The sequence below is a fragment of the Microbacterium sp. 05N427 genome, from assembly GCF_056397105.1.
On record NZ_JBFTMT010000002.1, the window covers coordinates 173599 to 192455 of the forward strand.

18 protein-coding genes are annotated in these 18857 nt (G+C 68.2%); 8 read left to right on the plus strand and 10 right to left on the minus strand.

The window, feature by feature from the left end; translation table 11 throughout:
* Positions 1–5 precede the first annotated feature (5 nt).
* A complete protein-coding gene (locus tag AC1DG4_RS03430; RefSeq protein WP_477421073.1) occupies positions 6–1571 on the minus strand; it encodes an aminotransferase class I/II-fold pyridoxal phosphate-dependent enzyme in 1566 nt (521 codons plus the stop codon).
* Between the two features lie 74 nt (positions 1572–1645).
* Between AC1DG4_RS03430 and AC1DG4_RS03435 the strand changes: the two genes are divergently transcribed.
* The 4 genes from AC1DG4_RS03435 to AC1DG4_RS03450 are packed head-to-tail and all read left to right on the plus strand — an operon-like array spanning position 1646 to position 4190.
* Positions 1646–2554, plus strand: a complete 909-nt coding sequence (locus AC1DG4_RS03435; protein WP_477380564.1) for a LysR family transcriptional regulator — start codon at positions 1646–1648, stop codon at positions 2552–2554.
* Positions 2555–2609: 55 nt separating this feature from the next.
* Positions 2610–3047: a MerR family transcriptional regulator gene (locus AC1DG4_RS03440; RefSeq protein WP_477380562.1), complete on the plus strand. Its 438-nt coding sequence runs from the start codon at positions 2610–2612 to the stop codon at positions 3045–3047.
* Positions 2986–3450, plus strand: coding sequence for a VOC family protein (locus AC1DG4_RS03445; protein WP_477380560.1), 465 nt, complete (start codon positions 2986–2988; stop codon positions 3448–3450). Before AC1DG4_RS03440 ends, AC1DG4_RS03445 begins: the two co-directional genes overlap by 62 nt.
* Positions 3451–3488: 38 nt before the next feature.
* A complete protein-coding gene (locus AC1DG4_RS03450; RefSeq protein WP_477380558.1) occupies positions 3489–4190 on the plus strand; it encodes a hypothetical protein in 702 nt (233 codons plus the stop codon).
* A 54-nt stretch (positions 4191–4244) separates the two neighbouring features.
* Here the strand turns inward: AC1DG4_RS03450 and AC1DG4_RS03455 are convergent, their stop codons facing one another.
* From AC1DG4_RS03455 to AC1DG4_RS03480, 6 genes are all read right to left on the minus strand, one after another.
* A complete protein-coding gene (locus AC1DG4_RS03455) occupies positions 4245–4733 on the minus strand; it encodes an adenosine-specific kinase (protein WP_477380556.1) in 489 nt (162 codons plus the stop codon).
* 105 nt (positions 4734–4838) lie between these two features.
* Complete coding sequence (locus tag AC1DG4_RS03460; protein WP_477380554.1) at positions 4839–5405, minus strand: Dps family protein; 567 nt, start codon at positions 5403–5405, stop codon at positions 4839–4841.
* Positions 5406–5630: 225 nt separating this feature from the next.
* Positions 5631–6737: a hypothetical protein gene (locus tag AC1DG4_RS03465; protein WP_477421074.1), complete on the minus strand. Its 1107-nt coding sequence runs from the start codon at positions 6735–6737 to the stop codon at positions 5631–5633.
* Between the two features lie 405 nt (positions 6738–7142).
* Positions 7143–8036, minus strand: a complete 894-nt coding sequence (locus AC1DG4_RS03470; RefSeq protein ID WP_477380550.1) for a helix-turn-helix domain-containing protein — start codon at positions 8034–8036, stop codon at positions 7143–7145.
* A 262-nt stretch (positions 8037–8298) separates the two neighbouring features.
* A complete protein-coding gene (locus AC1DG4_RS03475) occupies positions 8299–9573 on the minus strand; it encodes an MFS transporter (RefSeq protein ID WP_477380548.1) in 1275 nt (424 codons plus the stop codon).
* Positions 9574–9599: 26 nt separating this feature from the next.
* Positions 9600–9752, minus strand: coding sequence for a hypothetical protein (locus AC1DG4_RS03480; RefSeq protein ID WP_477380546.1), 153 nt, complete (start codon positions 9750–9752; stop codon positions 9600–9602).
* Between the two features lie 105 nt (positions 9753–9857).
* Here AC1DG4_RS03480 and AC1DG4_RS03485 point away from each other — a divergent pair, with 105 nt between their 5' ends.
* Together AC1DG4_RS03485 and AC1DG4_RS03490 are read left to right on the plus strand one after the other, a co-directional pair.
* On the plus strand, positions 9858–10493 hold the full coding sequence (locus AC1DG4_RS03485; protein WP_477380544.1) for a TetR/AcrR family transcriptional regulator: 636 nt from the start codon (positions 9858–9860) through the stop codon (positions 10491–10493).
* A gap of 298 nt (positions 10494–10791) precedes the next feature.
* Positions 10792–12795, plus strand: coding sequence for a sigma-70 family RNA polymerase sigma factor (locus tag AC1DG4_RS03490; RefSeq protein WP_477380542.1), 2004 nt, complete (start codon positions 10792–10794; stop codon positions 12793–12795).
* 47 nt (positions 12796–12842) lie between these two features.
* Here the strand turns inward: AC1DG4_RS03490 and AC1DG4_RS03495 are convergent, their stop codons facing one another.
* The 3 genes from AC1DG4_RS03495 to AC1DG4_RS03505 form a co-directional block, all read right to left on the minus strand.
* Entirely contained in the window at positions 12843–13790 is a 948-nt protein-coding gene (locus AC1DG4_RS03495; protein WP_477380540.1) for a class C sortase, read from the minus strand.
* A 170-nt stretch (positions 13791–13960) separates the two neighbouring features.
* Positions 13961–15547 (minus strand): SpaH/EbpB family LPXTG-anchored major pilin, encoded by a 1587-nt coding sequence (locus tag AC1DG4_RS03500; RefSeq protein WP_477380538.1) that lies wholly within the window; start codon positions 15545–15547, stop codon positions 13961–13963.
* Positions 15548–15629: 82 nt separating this feature from the next.
* Positions 15630–17897: a SpaA isopeptide-forming pilin-related protein gene (locus tag AC1DG4_RS03505; protein WP_477380536.1), complete on the minus strand. Its 2268-nt coding sequence runs from the start codon at positions 17895–17897 to the stop codon at positions 15630–15632.
* Positions 17898–18210: 313 nt separating this feature from the next.
* Between AC1DG4_RS03505 and AC1DG4_RS03510 the strand changes: the two genes are divergently transcribed.
* Entirely contained in the window at positions 18211–18642 is a 432-nt protein-coding gene (locus tag AC1DG4_RS03510; RefSeq protein WP_477380534.1) for a hypothetical protein, read from the plus strand.
* Positions 18642–18857, plus strand: a complete 216-nt coding sequence (locus tag AC1DG4_RS03515) for a helix-turn-helix transcriptional regulator (RefSeq protein ID WP_477380532.1) — start codon at positions 18642–18644, stop codon at positions 18855–18857. Before AC1DG4_RS03510 ends, AC1DG4_RS03515 begins: the two co-directional genes overlap by 1 nt.

Consider the following 18857-nt stretch of genomic DNA (forward strand, 5'->3'; position numbering starts at 1 on the left):
CCTCCTCATTGAGTGATGCCGCGTCGTTGCGGCGGTGCAGATCGGTGCGGGCGATCGACGACGCGGAACGCGTCGAGCAGGGGATCGTGCGCGCCGCGCACGTAGCCGGAAGGCGTGGCTGCCATCGCGCGCATGTAGYCGATGACCTCGGACGTGAGCTCTTCCCCGGGAAGGACGTTCGGGATCCCGGGCGGATACGACGCCAGCGAGTCGGCGCTCACCTGGCCGACCGCGTCCGTCCACGGCACGAGGCGTGTCGCGCTGAAGAACGCCTCGCGGACATCCAGTACACGAGGACCGGGGTCCGGGAGCGGGAGCATCCGATCACGTTCTCCCGGCAGGGTCGGGAGCGCGTGCAGGGCGGTGAGGATGCGTTGCGCGTCAGCGGGGGAGGTGGCCCCGATGAGCAGCACCAGGGCTGCCGGGGTCGCCATCTCGGCGTAGACCTGGTGATCCTTGATGAGCAGGTGTCGTGCTTCGGAGCCGGTGATCCCTGCCCCGCGCATGTCGATGACGACCTTGAGGGGGTCGTAGGCGATGACGTCGGGCGACCCGAGGAGGTCAGGCGTGGCGTCCCGGAATCGTGCGCTCGCCCTCACTCCGTCCCGGATCGTCTGTGCGGATGCCACGGCCGCCGCGATCGCCTTCTCGCCGTCGATCACGAGGTGCCGTCGGGCCAGGTCGAGCGAGGCGAGCAGGAGGGCGCTGCAGCTTGTGGATTGGTACGACCGCACGATGCGATCGACGGCGACCTCCATCCGCCGCGATTGTGCGCTGTGTCCGAGGTGGAGCATGGCCGACTGCGTGAGCGATCCCGCTCCCTTGTGCGTGCTCGAGATCACGAGGTCGGCGCCCAGCCGGACGGCGTTCGCGGGCAGCTCGGGATGCAGCCCGAAGTGCGCGCCCCATGCTTCGTCCACGATGAGCGGGACGTCGTGGGCGTGGGCGACATCGGCGATCGCCGCGATGTCGGCCACGGCGCCGAAATAGCTGGGGCTGACGATGTAGACCGATGTCGCGTCCGGGCGCTCGTCCAACGCGTCGGCGATCTGAGAAGCGGTGACCCCGTGGGCAGCGGCGAGGCCGTGATCCACCGAGCCCGATACGAACACCGGATCGAGCCCGACGTGGGCGATGCCGTCGATCACACTGGAGTGCATGCTGCGCTGCACGATCGCCGTCGTCCCCAGCGCCCGGGCGACGGTCGTCGCGATGTGGTTGCCGCCGGAGGCGCCGTTCGTGAGGAACCAGGCGCGACGAGCGCCCCAGGCATCCGCGGCGAGTTCCTCGGCCTGAGCCAGGGGAGTGGGATGCCCCGGCTCGGCCGCGCGCCACGTCTCGCGATCGATCGCGGCGACGCTCATGGGGAAGTCGAGAGCGAGTGCGCGCTCACCGATCAGCGCGGCGACACCGGGCGCGTTCGCGGCAAGACCTTGGTGGGCGGGAACATGCAGGCGTGCCCAGTCCATGACGGCGAGACTCTGGAGCGCCTCCGCATACGGAGCGTGGTCGTGGCGACGGTGATCGACAGTGGACGGTGAAGCCGTCAGGGTCTGCGGGGCGAGGGGCACGTGGCCGAGCGTATTCACGCGCTTGTTTCGAGGGAATACCAAGTGTTCACTGTCAGTGACATAGATTGTATTTCATGATGACCCCGCAGCAGCTGCGCGTGCTGCTGGCGATCCGCGAGAACGGTTCGTTGACTGCGGCAGCGGCCGCGCTCAACTACGGCGTCCCCACCATCGCTCACCACCTCGCGGCGCTCGAAGGCTCGGTGGCCGCGAGGCTGGTCGACCGCGATCGCAGAGGAGCGCGGCTGACGCCGCTGGGTGAATCGCTGGCCGGAGAAGCTGAGCAGATCCTCTTGCGCATGGCCCAGGCGGAGCGGCTCATCGCGGCACAGCGGGATGCCGGACTCGTGACGCTGAGGGTGGGGACTTACGCCTCGATGGGATCCCGACTCATCCCGCCGGCGATCAGAGAACTGCAGCGCCGTGCGCATGTGCAGGTCGAGGTCGTTGCAGACGAGCCGAGCGAGATCGTGCGGCTGTTGCGCGCGGGGGAGGTGCACGCCGGCATCATCTACGACTTCGCCGATGATCCCGTCTTCGACTCCGCGCGTGACCTGTCGCTGACGGTGCTGCTGGAGGAGCCCTGGCGCGTGCTGACGGCGAGTGGCGAGATCACGGGATATGTCGATGGAGAAGCTCTCGACTTCAACGACCTCGCCGACGCCAGCTGGATCTGCAGTCGCAATCAGGACGAGGCGTCCGATCGTGTGCTGCGTCGAGTGTCTCTGGCCGCGGGTTTCGAACCCCGGGTGCTCATGCGGACCGACGACCTCAACATGATCCATGGACTCGCGGCGGCCGGACTCGGCCTCGGGCTCATGACTGCTGCAGCGGTCGACACGCGGTTCGATGTCCGGCTGCACCCGGCGGTGCAGGATCTCGGCGTGCGTCGCACATCGGTCGTCACGCAATCGGGATCCATCCCGCACGCCGTGTCCGAACTGATCGACGTCCTCTCAGACCTCGCATCGCGGCTGGGCTGATCGGAGCGTCCCGGGCCTCGATCTCGCGGGCGACAGGATAGGCAAGAATCGGGGAGTGAGAATCGGTGAACTCTCTTCCCGGAGCGGAGTGAGCGCGCGCTCGCTTCGCTACTACGAGGCGCAACGACTTCTCGCTCCTGCCCGAACGGCCCGGGGTCAGCGCGTCTATTCCTCGGAGCATCTGGCTCTGGTCGTTCAGATCCGGGAGCTGTTCGAGGCGGGCTTCTGCAGCTCCGTGATCCGAGAGCTGTTGCCGGCGCTCGGCTCGCCGGCACCGGACGCCGAGGAGCTCACGACGGCGTTCGAGGCGGCGGCGGCCAGGCTGGAGAGCGAGAAGGAATCGATCGAAGCCGAACTGCTCGCTTTGCGGCGCATGCGTGCTCGGTTGGGACTTGCACCTGACACCCGTGTCAGCGTGCAGGGTGGTGACCATGACTCTTCCACAGGCACCGCGGCAGCTCCGTTTGATCATCGAGACCGACGACTTCGATGAGGCGGTGCGGTTCTACCGCGACGTCCTCGGGATGCCCGAGCAGCCGGCGTTCGCGACCGCCGGCGACGATCGCGTGTCGATCCTGCACGCGGGCATCGCGACGATCGAGCTCGCCACGCGCACGCACGTGCACGCGATCGACGCGATAGAGAACGCTCCCTCCGTCGACGGGCCCACGCTTCGCGTCGCACTCGAGGTGGCCGATACCGCTCACGCCGTCACGGTCTCCGAAGAATCGGGGGCGGAAGTACTGGCGCAACCCGTGGAGACGCCGTTCAGGACGATCAACGCCCGTGTCCAGGGGCCGGCCGGTTGGCAGATCACGTTCTTTCAGGAGCTCGAGACGCTGGAGCAGCGACAGACCAGGGAAGGCTTCGTGACGGATGACAGGCGCGCCCGGTAGCGGGCGCGCCTGTCATCGACCACTGTAAGAATCGACTCATGGGAATCTTCGGAAGGCGACAGGCGAGCCGCCCTCGCACGACACCGCAGTACGCGAAGCTCGTGGAGGCGCGGCAGGGCGATCTCCGCACACTGATGCTGCTGAATCCTGCATCCGGCACCACCACGCCGTTTCCGCCCATCGATCTGCTCCTGCGCAGCACGGGCGACCTGCAGCGGATGAACTCGGCCCTTGCCGCGCGGGGGGCAGGTGACGCCGACCTCCCTCTGTCGGAGAGCGTGGTGCCCGGGGTCGTCTCCACCCTCGGGCTCGACCAGGGCGACCGTTTCGTGACGCTCACTGCCAGTCATCTTGCTGAGATGGGGATCACTCGGGAACTGGCCGAGTCCGGTGCGCGGGCGCGTCTGCGCACCGCCGCGAGTGGACTGCAGATCGAAGGGAGCGGCGGACGCTTCCGCCTGCACCTTCCTAGCAACCCGGATCTCACCGCCTCCTTCATGCTCATCGCCGATGCCTGGCTCACCAGCGTCGCCATCGACGGCGATCCGATCTTCGCGGTGGGAAGCAGAGCGTTTCTCCACGTCTGCGGATCGAAGGATCGAGAGGCGATGGACGGACTCCGAGCGATCGCGACGACGATGCATCGCGACAGCACCGCCGACCCGCAGGGGCTCGGGCAGCCGCTCACTCCGGACCTGCTGCTCCTGCGCGAGAACCGGCTGAGCGTGGTCGCTTCGTAAGGACCGCTTGGATCGTGCCGTAACCGTGGCCGGCGAGGGGCCTCGGCTTCGGCGTCAGAGCTTGTAGCCGATGGCCCGGAGCAGCTGCTTGCGTTCGGCGACGTCCTGCTCGGTCTCGACCCCGACCGGCGGCTCGCCGTCGATGACGCCCGTGACGCCGCGGCCGGCCTCGGTGACGGCGACGAGCAGCTGCACCGGGTTGGCGGTGGCGCAGAAGATCGTGCACACCTCCGGCACCGCCTTGACCTGGTTGAGCACGTTCACCGGGAAGCCGTCGCGCAGCATGATCACGAACGCGTGACCCGCGCCGATCGCGACTGCGGCATCGACGGCCAGCTCGACGAGCCCGTCGTCGTTGCCGGTGCGCCGGACGAGGCGATCGCCGGATGCCTCGCAGAACGCGACGCCGAACTTCAGCACGCCGCCGACCCCGGCGAGAGCTTCGTGCAGGTCCTCGACGGTCTTGATGAAATGCGACTGCCCGACGATCACGTTCACGTCGTCCGGCTTGTCCAGCGGAACGACCTCGATCTCGACTGCCATGGCGATCTCCTTCGACGCATCCAGCCTACGGAGCGACCGACGTCGGCACCAGAGAGGGGGATCGGCGAGAACGTCAGTGTTCCGCCACCGGGCCGGCCGGCCCGCTCAGCGTGCGCGAGGCTTGCGGTTCTCCGCGCTGACCATCCAGGAGAGCTGCTCGATGCGCTCCAGGATGGTGTGCAGGATATCGGCACTGGTCGGATCCTCCTCGTCGACCGCGTCGTGCACCTCACGGCAGGTGGCGGCCACGTCGTCGAGTCGCTCCGTCATCAGGTCGATGACCTCGGTCGTGGCGATCTCGCCCTGCGGGAACTCAGGGAGCGTCGTGGTGTCGGCGACGACATCGCTGCGGCCGTCCGGGAGCGCGTGCAGGGCTCGCATCCGCTCCGCGACCGTGTCGGCGAAGAGGCGCGCGGCCTCGATGATCTCATCCAGCTGCAAGTGCGTGTCGCGGAAGTTGGTGCCGACGACGTTCCAGTGCGCCTGCTTTCCCTGCAGCGAGAGCTCGATGAGGTCGACGAGGACCCGCTGCAGGCTCTCGCTCAGCGTCTCGGACGCGGTGAAGCCGGACTCCGCACTGCGTTCCTGAGTGAGCTGAGCGCCGGAGCCGCCCCGTGTGGAGCGCCGACGGTTCTTCGTGCTGGAGCGGGTGCTGCTGGTGTTCGCGGCCATGGCCATCCTTTCGGGGCGATCGTGCGTTCGTGTTTCACGCTAACGAGCGAGCCTCGAGGTGGCGAGGGGATTGCGCGGCCATGGCCCGGATGATATTCGACACGCACAGCGGAGATCCGCCTCGTAAGGTGCGTCGCCGAAGAGCCGAAGACTCCTTGCGCCCTCTGGGGTTGGGACGCAAGGAGTCGCTTCATCGGCTTCGGATACCGGTGCCGAAACCTGTTGCTAGGCGCACCACTCGATCGTGATGGTGCCGCCCTGGCGTGCGCGGGTCGTGGTGGACTGCTTCCAGGTCGACGTCGTGCCGACCACGCCGGCTGCGCTGTCGAGGTAGCTGGTGCCACCGGCGCCGCCCGCGCCTTGCACGGTGTAGGCGCCATCCGCCGCCGAAGATTCACCGCCTCTCGCGCCGCTCCCGCCGCCGGCGAAGCCGCCGCCGCCGGCACCGGCGCCGGCAACCAACAGCTGACCGGCATAGGTATTCGAAACGCCCGCGCCGACGGCACCATCCCGAGCGGAGGTAGTGGCGAGCCCCGGCAGGAGGAAGTAGGCGCCGACGGGTGTCGAACTTCCGGATCCGGCAGCCCCACCGCCGACCAGGCCACCGGGGTTCTTCATGCTCCGGGTACCAACACGGGCCCAGTTCGCTTCGCCGTCGGCCCCCGCATTGCCGCCGCGGCCGCCATAGTAGTAGGTGTAGGGGCCGCTGCTGTAGAACCCAGCTGCGCCACCTCCTCCTCCTGCGACCACAAGTGGCTGCGTGCCGCGCAGGATCGCGGATCCTCCGCCGCCGGAAGCTCCGCCCCACCAAAGACCGGAGCCGGTCGCCGGGTTGTCGGCACGGGGGTCTGCAGCACCACCGACGCCGAAGCCGCCGCCACCGTCCAGAAYGGAGGGCGTGGAGGTCACCGCGGTACGCGAAGCCCCGCCCTGTCCGACATGGAGCGTCAGCGTCTCACCTGCGACCACCGGGATTGTCGCGGTGGTCAGCCCACCGTTCCCGCCCCGGATCGATCCCTTGGGTCCGAACGAGCCGCCGCCCGCGCCGCCCGCCACGGTCACGGTGAGCAGCTTCACCTTGGCGGGAACGACGAACGCCGTCGTGATCCCCGCTGCGCTCGGCGAGTTCGGGAGCGTGAAGAAGGTCTTCTGCGTTGCGCAGGCGGGCACGGTGGATGCGGTGGTTACCGGCACCGCGACGGCGGCGGCCAGAACGGGGAGGGACCAGGCTGCGCCCTTCACGATCGCCCGACGCCGGATGAGGCGGCTCGACGATCCCCCCGGATCGGATGCTGAGCTCTTCTGCGGCTCGCTGGTGTTCCACTCGTCCATTGATTCCCCTTCGTGCAATGTCGTATCGGCCCGCCGGCTTTTGCCGCGGGACGAGAATGCATTTGGCCCATTCCATCGTCTGGAATGTTGCGAACCCGCGGTGAAACCGAAATCAGAGAGCAATTCGCCAAAAGTGCGAGAGGAAGTCGTCGAGTATGCGACGGGAGTGACCCGCGTTGTGCTATTCCTTTGTGGTGCCGGTGATTCGAGTACGGGTTCCGGCACGAATCACCGGCATGGGGGCGGACGCTCGAAAGGTCAGCGATCTTCGAGCGTCCGTGGCCCCGGACTATGGGAGTCCGGGGCTTCGCCGGGTTCCGGCGGGTCCGGGTGGGGTGGCAGCTTAAGGCCCGAGCGCGCCGCCCCGCCCGGGCTCTACCGGCTCAGACGGAGGCTCGGTCCGCGCTATGCGCCCAGGGACGTGGCGTTGTCCACTTCATACCGCTGCAGCGCGTCCCGCATGCGGCGCGTCGACGTGAAGCCGGCGAGCCGTGCGACCGCCTCGACAGAGTGCCGTCCGTTCCGCTGGCGCGAGGTGATCAGGGCCTGTGCCGAGAGCACGCGCTGGCGTTCGATCTCCCGCCCTGGCGTGGTGTCTTGCGCGGCGAAGATCCGATGCAGGTGGGGGATGGAGACGTCCAGCAGGCGCGCGAGCTGTGCCACATTGAGTGCCCGATCGGAGTGACGGGCTTCGATCAGCTGAATCGCCTCGAGGAATCGGCGGGAGAGGTCGTCACTGCGCAGCGCCTCCACGGCAAGGGAGTTCACGATCGCGGCGGAGAACAGCGTGAGCACGGACTCGTGGAGGAACGGATCGTCGAAGCGGATGTCGCTCTTCCCCGCCCGGGTCACCACGGTGTTCGTCGTCGCCGCGATGAGGTTCCAGTACAGGTCGGGAAGCCGACGCGGGCCGTGCAGAGCATGCAGCAGCAGCCTGTCTCCGCGCTCCAGGTCATCGAACTCCCAGTAGAAGCGCGCCCAGCTTTTCTCGCACGAGATGACGACCGGCGAGTCGGCGCGGACCACGACGATGTGCATGGGCGGCAGGTCGTACGAGCGGTCGCGGACCGCCACACGTCCGGTCCCTTCGATGCCGATGACGATGCGGGCGGCTCGTCGCCGGGGTGCTGTCGTGCTCGTCAGCCGAGATGCCGAAGACCAGATGCGACTCGCCGCCCACTTCTGCGACGTCGCGGAGTGCGCGACGATGCGGGGAAAGCGGCGATCGAGGGACTTCCACCCCAAAGAACGCAGACGCTGCTCGTCGACGAAGATGTCCGCACCGATCTTCTTGTTCATGGCCCCCCAGATCCTTGACATGCATCGATCAGGAATAGCATGAGTTCAACGAGATCCCGGCTGTCATACGATTTTCTCTCGTCATATATGCGAATAGGTCTCTTATGTCGATTTCGGCTTCTCTGCGAGCCGGAGGCGAGATCCCCAGGATGTGCGACGGGATTGTACGAAAGTCGGCGAGGATGAGACGAATTGTGATTTGTGCAGACGATTGTCTTGCGAGAGAAATGCGCGTCCTGCGATCACGGCGGTGGGCCTCGCCTCACACCACCTTGCGCACCGGGAGGATCGCGAGGGCGCCGATCACCGCGATCACCGCAGCGATCGCGAACAGGCCCGCGTAGCCGACGAGGGTGACCACGATCGCGCCGATCGAGGCGGAGAGCACCTGCGGGATCACCATCCCCAGGTTCATGATCCCGAGGTCCTTGGCCGCGCTCTCCGGGTTGGGCAGGACACGGTTCACGAGGGCGGTGTCGACGGACATGTAGATGCCGAACGCGATGCCATTCACCACCGCGAAGACGTACATCGCGAACATGCTGGCCTGCACGAGCGGAATCACGAGCGAGACCGCGAGACCGGCGCCGGCGATCAGCACGAAGACCTTGAGGCGCCCGGTGCGATCCGCGATCGGGGCGGCGAGGATCGACCCGACCACGGATGCGGCGCCGTTGATCGCGAAGAGCAGAGCGGCCTGCGGCACAGCCTGGTCCTGCGCGAGCCCGACGTAGTCCTGCAGGGCGAACATGAGGAACGCGAAGAGGAGGAAATAGCCGAGCATGAGCAGCACCCGCGCGATGAAGACCCAGGCGAAGTCCGGGTAGCGGCGCGGGCTGACCCAGAACATCGCGAAGAAGTCGCGGAGGCGGAAGGGCTCACGGGGCAACGCCCGGGAATCGGTGTCGGGGCTGACCACGACGAACAGCACCGCAACCGCGACGATGAGGATCGCCAGGAGGGCATAGCCGCCAGAACCGGCGAGTCCGGGGAACACGACGAACATGAGCGACCCGACGAGAACGCCCGCGTTGAGTCCAGTGCCGATGAGCGACGACGCGAGGCCGATGCGCGCCGTCGGCACCTGGTCGGGGACGACGGCCATGAACGCGGCCTGGAATGCGTTGAGCGTGAGGCAGGTCGAGGCCCAGCATAATCCGAGCACGGCGATCGACGGCGCCGCGATCTGCAGCAGCAGCACGGCTGCGCCGCTGACCGCACCGACCACGATCCACGGCGTGCGTCGACCGAATCGCGAGCGGGTGCGATCGGAGAGGTGGCCGAAGACCGGATTCGCGATCGCGGCGGCCACGGTGCCCAGCACGCTCGCGATCGCGAGCGCTCCAGCGTCCGTGGATCCGGTGAGTGCTTGCACCTGCACCGGGAGGAGGATGCTCGGCACCGCTGTCCACACCATGAACAGGACGATCATGGTCGTCGGAAGGGTGATCGCGAGCGTGCCCAGTCGTGGACGGGACGGTGCGGCGGGGATCTCGGGCGTGAGGGTCGGAGTGGAGGCTTCGTCGTTGAGAGCCATGGGTTCACCTTTCGGGTGGGTGGAGATCAAGAGCGGGGGAGCGCGGTGTCCAGGGAGAGCCTCGGGACGAGGTAGACCTCGCGGAGCGTCTTCTCGTCGATCCAGGCGTCGTAACTCAGGGGAGTGCGCGTCGCTCGCGGACTCGCGGTCTTGGTCTTGGTCAGGGGAGTTCCGGGCACCAGTGCCCCCTCAGCTCAGGTTCGCTACGAGCGTAGACGTAAAAACCGTGAAGCATCGTGGTTTGTTACCGAAACGAGATTATGGGCTCGCCTAGACTCGCTGTCATGCCCGCAGAAGAAGTCCAGGCCTCCCCGGAGACGCGGGCGCACGGCTATCCCGTCGGCCAGCGCACGCGCGCCAGAATTCAGGGCGCAGCGCTGGGCGAGTTCGCCGAGCACGGGTACCGCGGCTCGACCATGACGCGCATCGCAGAGCGGGCAGGGATCTCCGAGGCCGGTCTGCGTCATCACTTCCGATCGAAGGACGAGCTCCTCGTCGAGATCCTGCGCGACCGCGACCGCGTATCGGATCGCAACTGGGAGGCGGCCGGCCGGCCCGTCGGGAAGGCGGATCTCGAATACAACCGGCGCCTGCTCGAACTCAACGTCACGGTGCCCGACCTGGCACGGCTGTTCGCTGTCGTGATCGGCGAGTCGGTGACGGTGGATCATCCGGCGGCCGAGTGGGCGCGCGAGCGCTACCGCACTGTCGGTGCGACGATGGCGTCCAGTGTGCGCGGCGGCATCGAGTCGGGCGAGTATCGCGCGGACATCGATCCCGACCAGATCGCACGGCAGATCATCGCGGTCATGGACGGCCTGCAGACCCAATGGCTGCTGGATCCCGAGCGCATCGACCTGGTCGCGGACTTCGAGGCGTACACCGCCGCCCTGATGCGGGATCTGCGGGTCGCGGGGTAGCGACCGCGCCACGGACGGCGCGGCTCGGTCCGCTCCACTCGTCGGCGCGTCGTGTCGTTTCGGGGCGCACTCCGTTGTTTTGGGGCGTGCCTCAACGTGTTCCGAGGTCGGGGCGCGCCCCAAAACGCGGAGTTGCGCCCAAACCAGGGAACCCAAGATGACTTTTGCGTCATAGAAAGGTCATCCGCGCGTCTCTCTATTAGCAGGAGCTCAATGGGAGAGCTCCGCACCCTGGGGAACACATCTGGAGCGCTACACCGTGTCACGCCTGCAGGACTTGACGAAGTCCGTTGATGCCTTGTCCGACACCGAACTCGTCGACCGCACGCGAGGAGGGGATGGTGCCGCGTACGCGGAGCTCTGGGGCCGGCACTACCGTGCCGGCCTCGCCGTCGCGCGCGCGTTCACAGGGACCTTCGATCCCGATGATCTGGTGTCGGAGGCCTTCACGAAGATCTTCACCACGATCTCCCGGGGCGGCGGCCCGACCGCCGGTTTCCGCCCCTACCTCTTCACCGCGATCCGGAACACCGCTTCCAGCTGGGGGCGAGGATCCCGCGAGATACCGATGGAGTACGCGGAGAGCATCCCGGACGTCCGGTTCACCGAGGAGAATCAGCTGACCGCGCTCAACGGGTCGCTGGCGGCACAGGCGTTCCGCACGCTCCCCTCGCAGTGGCAGGAAGTCCTGTGGTACACCGAGGTGGAGGGGATGCCGCCCCGCGATGTGGCTCCGCTGATGGGCATGAGCCCGAACGCCGTGGCTGCTCTGGCGTACCGGGCGCGGGAAGCGCTGCGCGCATCCTGGATCCAGGTGCATCTCGCGTCGCTGCCGGCAGAGTCCGATTGCAGGTGGACGATCGAGCACCTCGGTGCGAGCTTCCGGAAGAGACTGACGAAGCCGAACCAGCGCCGCGTCGACGTGCACCTCGAGACCTGCCCCACGTGCCCGATCGTCGCGGAGGAAGCCGACGACGCCAATCGGCACATCGGCTTCGTCCTCCTCCCGCTCGCCGCCGGTGTCGGGGGAGCCGCCGCCTACACGGCGTGGATGGCGACCTCCGGCGGGGCATCCGCCTCTGCGGCGGAGGGAGTGCTGTCCGGCGGGACTGTGCTCTCTCCGTCTGCCCCGATCGCGTCCACGTCCACGGGTATCGCACTCAAGGTCTCGGCCCTCGTCCTGGCCGGTGCGGTCGCGGCGTCGATGGCGGTCACCCTCGTCGGGGCTCTCGCTCCGGAAGCCGAGCCCCCGGCCATCGCCATGAGCGGCCAGACGGCTGTTCCGCCGGCACCTCGGCCGGGTAAGGTCGCATCGATCCCGGTCGGACCGGCGGCGGGAGCCCCGACGCTCACAGCGCCTCCGGCCGTGGCGCCATCGCCCGAGCCCCCCGTTCCGGCTCTGCCCGCCGGTCCCGTCAGCGCGGCGCGAGCGGCCGGCGCAGGTGCGTCGTCGTCATCGGCCAGCGCGCCCGTAGCGCCTGCTCCGCTGTCGGCCAGCGTGCCGGCGGCACCGGCGATCGTCCCGCCATCGGCTGCGGCGCTCGCGGTGCCGGTGATCGTCTCACCGCGCAAGGGCACGGTGAAGTCGGATCTGCTCCTCGTGCACGGAAGCTCGGACGCGAACGTCGCGATCACCGTGCAACTCGTCGCCGCCGCGGGGCAGATCGTCGCCCAGGCCGCCGACTCCGCGAACCCCTCCGGGATGTGGACCACGCCGATGAAGATCACCGGCGTCCCCGACGGGCAGTACACGCTCTCCGTGGTCGCGTCCCGTGGGCTCCAGTTCAGTCAGCCGGCATCGGTGCCGGTCACCGTCGGTCGCACGCCGTCCGACGTCGCGGTGACGTCGATCGACGGTGGTGGGCGGCTCTTCCCGCTCCTGACGGGGACGGGCACCCCTGGTGCGACGGTGCACGCCACCGTCGGATCCGCGGACACGACCGGGTCGGTGGATCCGCAGGGGGACTGGACGATGACCATCGTCGACGGGCTCGTCGCCGGCGACAACACCGTCACGATCACGCAGGCCACGGCGGGGGAGACGTCAGCGCCCCTCAGCGTCGACGCGCCGCTGCACGCCCCCGTTCTCTCCCTTGCGCCCGCCTCGAACAACGTTGTCGTCGCGGGTGACGCGGGCGCGGGCGTCGAACTGCGCACCGATGGCGGAGCATGGACGCCCGGCGTGCTCGACACCACGGGTCAGCTCACCGTGCCGAGGGGCGCCGGGACCGCGATCACCGTCGACGTCCGCTACGCCGATGCGGGTCGATACGGACTCACCGCCACGCTCGCCGTCCCGTGAGCGACGGACTGCCGTTGCGCAGGTTCGCCCCGCTGCCGTGACCTCTGTCAGCGCGCGGCCGTGGCGAAATGTGGGCGCCGATCCGGCTGTCGTCGAACGCCGCGCACGCGGCCGCCCCACCACAGATAGAGCCCGATCAGGGCGAGTCCGGCGACGTAGAAGACGAGCCACCACGGGAAGGGCACCGTGACGGGCGGGGCCTGAGCCGCCTTGACGGCCGCATCCGGTGTGGGGTGGACCCGTTCACCGGTGACGAGGATGCGGTGGGAGTTGATGCCGAGCGGCGTGCACGTGATGAGCGTGACGAGGTCGCGGTCCTGCTGCGGGTGCAGTGATGCGGTGTCGGATGGCTCGACGACCCGGGTGTCGAAGACCCGGTAGGTGAGCACGCGGCCGAAGGTGGTGACGGTGAAGGTGTCGCCGGGCTGGATCCGGTCGAGATCGGTGAACATGGTCGCTTCGGCCAGACCCCTGTGGCCGGTGATAACGGACAGTGTCCCCTTGCCGCCGACCGGGAGCGAAGTGCCCTCGAGATGCCCCGCGCCGCGGAGCAGGGTGGCGTCGCTCGTGCCGTGATAGACGGGCAGATCCACGCCGATCTTGGGGATCTGGATCCGGGACATGATGCCCGTCGGGGTGCTCAGCAGGCTTGCGTAGCTTGGAACGCTCCCGGTCGAGGTGCCCGCGCCGATGGGCTTGCGGGTGTTCGCCTCGATCTCCACGCCGGACGCGAGTGTCGCGTTGTACGAGTCGGCGGCCGCGAGCTGTTCCGCGGCGCTGGGTTCGGTGTGCTCGACGGAGAGCTGATAGCCCTTCACGACCTGTGACTGGTTGAGCGTCGACACCCAGCTCGCCGCGCTGGAGTAGATCAGTGTCGTGGTGCCGATGACGGCGACGAGCGTGGTGACGATCAGCAGGCCATTCGGCTTCCAGCGTCGTACCCGGCGCGTACGGTGGCGCTCTCTGCGGAGCGGCTGCACATCGTCGAGGTTCACGGCGTCCTATCGATGCAGAAGAGGCGGGTGGTCGCTTGTCTGGGAGTCGCGACCACCCGCCTATGGGAGGAGCGGGTGGACAGGGAAAATGGGAAACTGTCCCCCCGCGTTCGGAGTGGGAGCCGACCGATCTGGAGCGGCGGCCCCCCACCCGGCTGGGGCGCGGGAGCTCAGCTCTCCGCGTGTGCGCGGCGGCGGATGACCAGGAGTACACCGCCGGCGGCGACGAGCAGGAGCGCGATGCCCGCGGTCGTGAGGATGATCTGTCCGTCGGCACCGGTCAGCGGCAGGCCGGGGACCAGCTGCTGGTTGTTGGTGACGGTGAAGGTCGGCGTGGTCACGGTGGATCCGGACTGCACGTTGACCGCGGTCAGTGCCGCGTTGCCTGCCGGAAGCACGTAGCCGGCCGGCGCTGCGGTCTCCTGGAGGATGTAGCAACGGTTGGTCACGTCGTTGGCCGCGGTGGTCGTGTCACCGACCCAGAGCCCGGCGATGGCGATCGATCCGCTCGCGTTCGAGGTCACGACCAGGGGGCTGGTCGAGTTCGGCTGGGTGACCTGAGTGAGACCGGTGACGCCGCCCGCGGGGACGGCGCAGGTGCCCGTCGTCGTGGTGGTCTCATAGACGGTGAACGTGGCTCCGACGAGCGTGTGCGTCGGGTTGCCTGCGTCGGTCTTGGTTCCGAGAACGTTGCCCCAGCGGGTGGTGACCGTGTTCGTCGGCGTCGGGCTCGTGTTGCCGTCCAGCTTCAGGTCGTTCAGGTTCACCGTCGCGGTGTTGTCGATCGCGCCGACGGCGTTGACCGTAGCGCGGAAGCCGACAGAGATGGTCTGACCGGCGGTGAGCTTGGCGAGACCCGATGCGGTGAGGGTCACGGTGAGCGTCTGACCCGACCAGGTGAAGGTGTAGTCGCCGGGGTTGGCCAGGGTCGTCGCGCCGATCTTCACGACGGGCACGTAGCTGGTGTTCGGGGTCAGCTTCGGGTCAAGCGCATCGGAGACGATGAGCTTCGTGTAGGCCTGCCCGGTCGGCAGCGACGGGATCAGCTGGGAGACCGTGAAGTCGACCTGCGAGCCGAGGGTGTACCCGTTGGAGCTCTGGTCGCCGACCGTCTTCTGCGGCGAGGTGCCCGTGGCGTTCTTCGGGTAGACGTTCACGTTGTACTCCCACAGGCCCGTGTTCGCGGCGCCCGCGGTCGAGTCGGCGGGGGTCGGCACGGTCACGACGAACGGCGACGACATCGTGATGACGCTCGCCGGCGCGCTGATCTCGCGAACGAGGTAGGCGCCGACCGCGAGGCCCGAGGCCGTCGCGATGCCGCCACCCGCAGTGGTCACGTTGGTGCAGGTGCCGAGCGGGAAGTTCGTGGTGGTGTCGACTCCGGCCGTGGTGCCCGTGAGGGCGGTCGCCGTCTGCGCGCCCGCGACGTTCTGCAGGTTCTTGACCTGCGTCCAGCCGAGGTTGGACGTGTCGGTGAGGGACGTGACGTTGTTGATCGCACACACCTGGAACGTCACGCCGTCGATCGGCGACGTCGTCGGGTTCGTTCCGGTGCCGGACGGGTTCTGGGAACCGTTGGCCGGGTAGGCGTACTTGTGGATGGTCAGCGACCCGGTCTGGTTGGTGACGGGGCCGGGCACAGGGGCCGCGCTGGCGGCCGTGGCCGAAAGCCCCGCGGTGAGCAGGCCGAGCGACAGCGCAGTCGCCGCGACCATCACCCGGCGCGTCCGCACCGCTGACATTGGTGAGTTAGACATCATCTGTCTCTTTCTTTCTGGTGGATCACGACGCGGCGCGGCGTGACGTTGGGGTCCGGGACTCGGGCGAGACCCGGACGGGCTAGAGGGTTCGTCCTCGATGGCGTCGCCAGAAGTGCAGCGACGCGAGGGCGAGGGCGAGCGCGGCGAACAGGACTCCCGCGATCAGATAGGCGTCCGCGCCGATCCCGCCGGTCAGCGGGATCGCGGGCACGGTCTGCTGAATGTTCTTGATCGCGCCGAGGGCCACCGTCAGAGAACTCGCGCCGATCGTCGCCGTGCGAGGAGTCGTGTCGAGCACGTAGCCTGCGGGCGCCCTCGTCTCCGTGAGGGTGTACGCACCCCACGCCAGGCCCCCGACGGTGATGTAGCCGGCTCGCGCGTCGGTGTCGTTCGTGCCCGTGCACGGTGTCGCGGTGCAGTCCTTCACGGTGATCGTCGGTCCCGATGCTCCGGGGCCACGAAGCGTCCATTCCGACCCCGCGAGGTAGTGCGACGTCGACGCGGCATCGACCTTCTGCCAGGAGATGGTCCCGGCCGTGGGCTGGTTGACGTACGTGCAGGCGACGTTCGCGCCACCGGCGATGTTCGTGAGCGGGAAGGACGCGGCGCTGGTGAGCGTGTAGGTCGTCGGGCTGCCGGTCGAGGGCGTGACCGTGCAGGTCCCCGACTTGAACGTGTAGCCGGTCTGCTGCGTCTCCGAGACCGCGACCGTCGCGCGCGACGCGGCGGATCCGAAGGTCAAGGTCCACGGCGCCGTCGATCCGCCGGCGGCGGTCACGGCTGTCGTCCCCGTCGGGGACGCCGTCACCGTGCCCGTGGTCGCGGTCGTGGTGGCGCCGAGCGTCCACCCCTGGGCGGCGGTGGGGTTGTTGCCGTTGACGTCGGTGACCTGCTTGCTGAGCGTGACCGTCGCGGTCGAGGGCAGAGCCGTGTTCGTGATCGTGCACACGACCTTCGCCCCGCCGGCGATGTTGTTCGGCATCGTGAAGCTACCGTTCGTACCGCTGCCCGATGCGACCACGACATTGGCATTGGCCTGATCGACGCACGACCACGTGCTCGTGTAGTTGCTGAGGCTGCCGGATGCCGCGGTCTCCGAGATCGTGTAGGTCTGGCCGCTCCGCCCGAGCAGCGGACCGACGATGGCGCTCTGGATCCCGGTCGTACTGCCCGTGGTCGTCGCCGTGTTCGCGGAGCTGGTGACGTTGCCGATCGTGAGCGTGAACTGGTCGCCGGACCCGTAGCGCCCCTGCGGGAGGTTCTTCTGCAGGACCATCGTGTTCGGGTAGATGCAGCTCGCCATATCGACCCAGGCGATCGGCCCCGCAGAAGAGGAGAGCGGGGCGCCGGTGGCCGGATCGACCTGCTTGATGGTCGACGATGCGCCGGAGGACAGGGCGGAGCCGATTACCAGGTTGCCGTTGGGGCCGAACGCGACGGAGTTGTACTGCCCGGCGTTGGCCGGGAGCGAATTCGTGATCGTGGTCGCGGTCAGCGCGACGTTCCCCTGGGTCGTCGGCAGCGGGCCGTTCACCCGGGAGACGATCCCCGACGCGGTGTCGCTCGCGTTGGAGACGATGTAGAGGTTGCCGGCCGCGTCGAAAGCGATGTCGCCGTTCGCGGACGAGCCCATCCCGCTGATCGAGCCCATGTACCCGATCGGAGTGTTGGTGGTCGTGTTGAACCCGTAGAAGTACCAGACGCCGGTCGGGGTGTCCGGTACCCAGACGTAGTAGTAGATCCCGGTCAGCGGATCGATCGCGCCCGCGATCACGTTGAGAAGCGATCCGGTGACGTTGGTGCCGTACGTCGTGGTCTGCCCCGTCGACGCGTCGTACCGCAGGATCGTGCCCGCGGTCCGATCCAGCGCCCAGATGTAGTTGCCGGCCTTGCCGAGGGCGAGGGCGTTGACGATATCGCCCGAGGGCACGGTGAACGCGCCGTTCGCCGTCGATGCTCCCGTCGTGGCATTCGTCTGGAAGATGCCGCCCGGGCTCGTCACGGAGTAGACGTAGCTCGATCCGCACCCGAATGCGGGAGCGGTGGCGGCAGCCAGCGCCAGGGGCGCGGCGCGGGACAGCGGGCTCACGATCGGGGCCGTGGTCTTGACCGACGGTGAGGGGGTCGGCGTCGATGTGGGTGACGGGCTCGGCGCGGGGGTGAGCGAGGGGCTCGGCGCGGGTGCGGGGCTCGGCGTCGGGGCCGGTGCAGGGGTGGGCGCCGACGTGCTCGGATCCGGGGTGGACGTCGCAGCGGGCTGCGCGGCCGGGTCGGAGGTCACGGCCGACGCTCTCGTGCTGCCGACGATGGCGAACACTCCGCCCACGAGCAGCAGGACTCCGAACACGGCGGCCGCCGTCTGCCGCCGTCGGCGGAGGCGGGCGCGCCGCAGATCGCTCCGCGATCGCGGTCGTCCGGTCCGGTTCTCTTGGTTCACGTGCACTCACTTCTCGGGTTTCGTATGCCGATGCACAGAGAGACCGCGACCCATCCGGATCGTGACGGAGAATCCCCCGAGAACTTTTCGCCAGTGGTTCGAAAGCTGGCGCGGCGGTGGCGAGCGGCAGCTCTCTCCGACTCTGCTGTAAAAGATTCTTGACATTCTCGATCGCGCCTCCGTACGATCACGTGTAAAGAATCTTTGACATAAGGAGCGGTTCATGGTCTACGAGGAGCGCAACGTCTGGGCAGGCCTCATCGTCACGGTCATCGCCATGGCCGTGTACATCGTGACCGTGCTCCGCCAGGCGGGCAGCGGCCCGCTGACCGCTGTCGACTGGGCGCCGATCATGCTGTGGACGATCGGGGTCAGCATCGCGGTCACGATCGTCATCAGCATCCTGTGGGGCATCGTCGCGGGGATGCGCGAGCCGGACGGCGTCGGGAAGAGCGATGTCCGCGACCGCGACATCGCGCGGATGGGTGCGCGCGTCGAGCAGGCCTTCCTCACGATCGCAGGCGTCGGAGTGCTCATCCTGTGCGCCGTCAGAGCCGACTGGTTCTGGGTCGCCCAGACGATGTTCTTCGGCTTCGCGGTGGCCGCGATCGTCGGCGGCATCGCACGGCTTGTCGCCTATCGGCGGGGGTTGTGATGGTCAAGCCGACCAGGGTCACGAACTCGATCCGCGTGCTGCGCGACGCCCGCGGTCTCACCCAGGCCGAACTCGCCTCCCGCGTCGGCGTGACGCGCCAGACTCTCATCGCGATCGAGGCGGGCCGGTACTCGCCGACCCTCGAACTCGCATTCCAGCTCGCCCGTGTCTTCGAGGTCGCCCTCGACGACGTGTTCCAATACCCGGAGGCATGA

Excerpts from the sequence above, each read along its gene's own strand:
- AC1DG4_RS03470 (WP_477380550.1), bottom strand. The coding sequence starts at position 8,036 with ATGAACAAGAAGATCGGTGCGGACATCTTCGTCGACGAGCAGCGTCTG.
- AC1DG4_RS03455 (WP_477380556.1), bottom strand. The coding sequence starts at position 4,733 with ATGGCAGTCGAGATCGAGGTCGTTCCGCTGGACAAGCCGGACGACGTG.
- AC1DG4_RS03510 (WP_477380534.1), top strand. The coding sequence starts at position 18,211 with ATGGTCTACGAGGAGCGCAACGTCTGGGCAGGCCTCATCGTCACGGTC.
- AC1DG4_RS03500 (WP_477380538.1), bottom strand. The coding sequence starts at position 15,547 with ATGTCTAACTCACCAATGTCAGCGGTGCGGACGCGCCGGGTGATGGTC.
- AC1DG4_RS03460 (WP_477380554.1), bottom strand. The coding sequence starts at position 5,405 with ATGGCCGCGAACACCAGCAGCACCCGCTCCAGCACGAAGAACCGTCGG.
- AC1DG4_RS03485 (WP_477380544.1), top strand. The coding sequence starts at position 9,858 with ATGCCCGCAGAAGAAGTCCAGGCCTCCCCGGAGACGCGGGCGCACGGC.
- AC1DG4_RS03435 (WP_477380564.1), top strand. The coding sequence starts at position 1,646 with ATGATGACCCCGCAGCAGCTGCGCGTGCTGCTGGCGATCCGCGAGAAC.
- AC1DG4_RS03445 (WP_477380560.1), top strand. The coding sequence starts at position 2,986 with ATGACTCTTCCACAGGCACCGCGGCAGCTCCGTTTGATCATCGAGACC.
- AC1DG4_RS03475 (WP_477380548.1), bottom strand. The coding sequence starts at position 9,573 with ATGGCTCTCAACGACGAAGCCTCCACTCCGACCCTCACGCCCGAGATC.
- AC1DG4_RS03450 (WP_477380558.1), top strand. The coding sequence starts at position 3,489 with ATGGGAATCTTCGGAAGGCGACAGGCGAGCCGCCCTCGCACGACACCG.
- AC1DG4_RS03515 (WP_477380532.1), top strand. The coding sequence starts at position 18,642 with ATGGTCAAGCCGACCAGGGTCACGAACTCGATCCGCGTGCTGCGCGAC.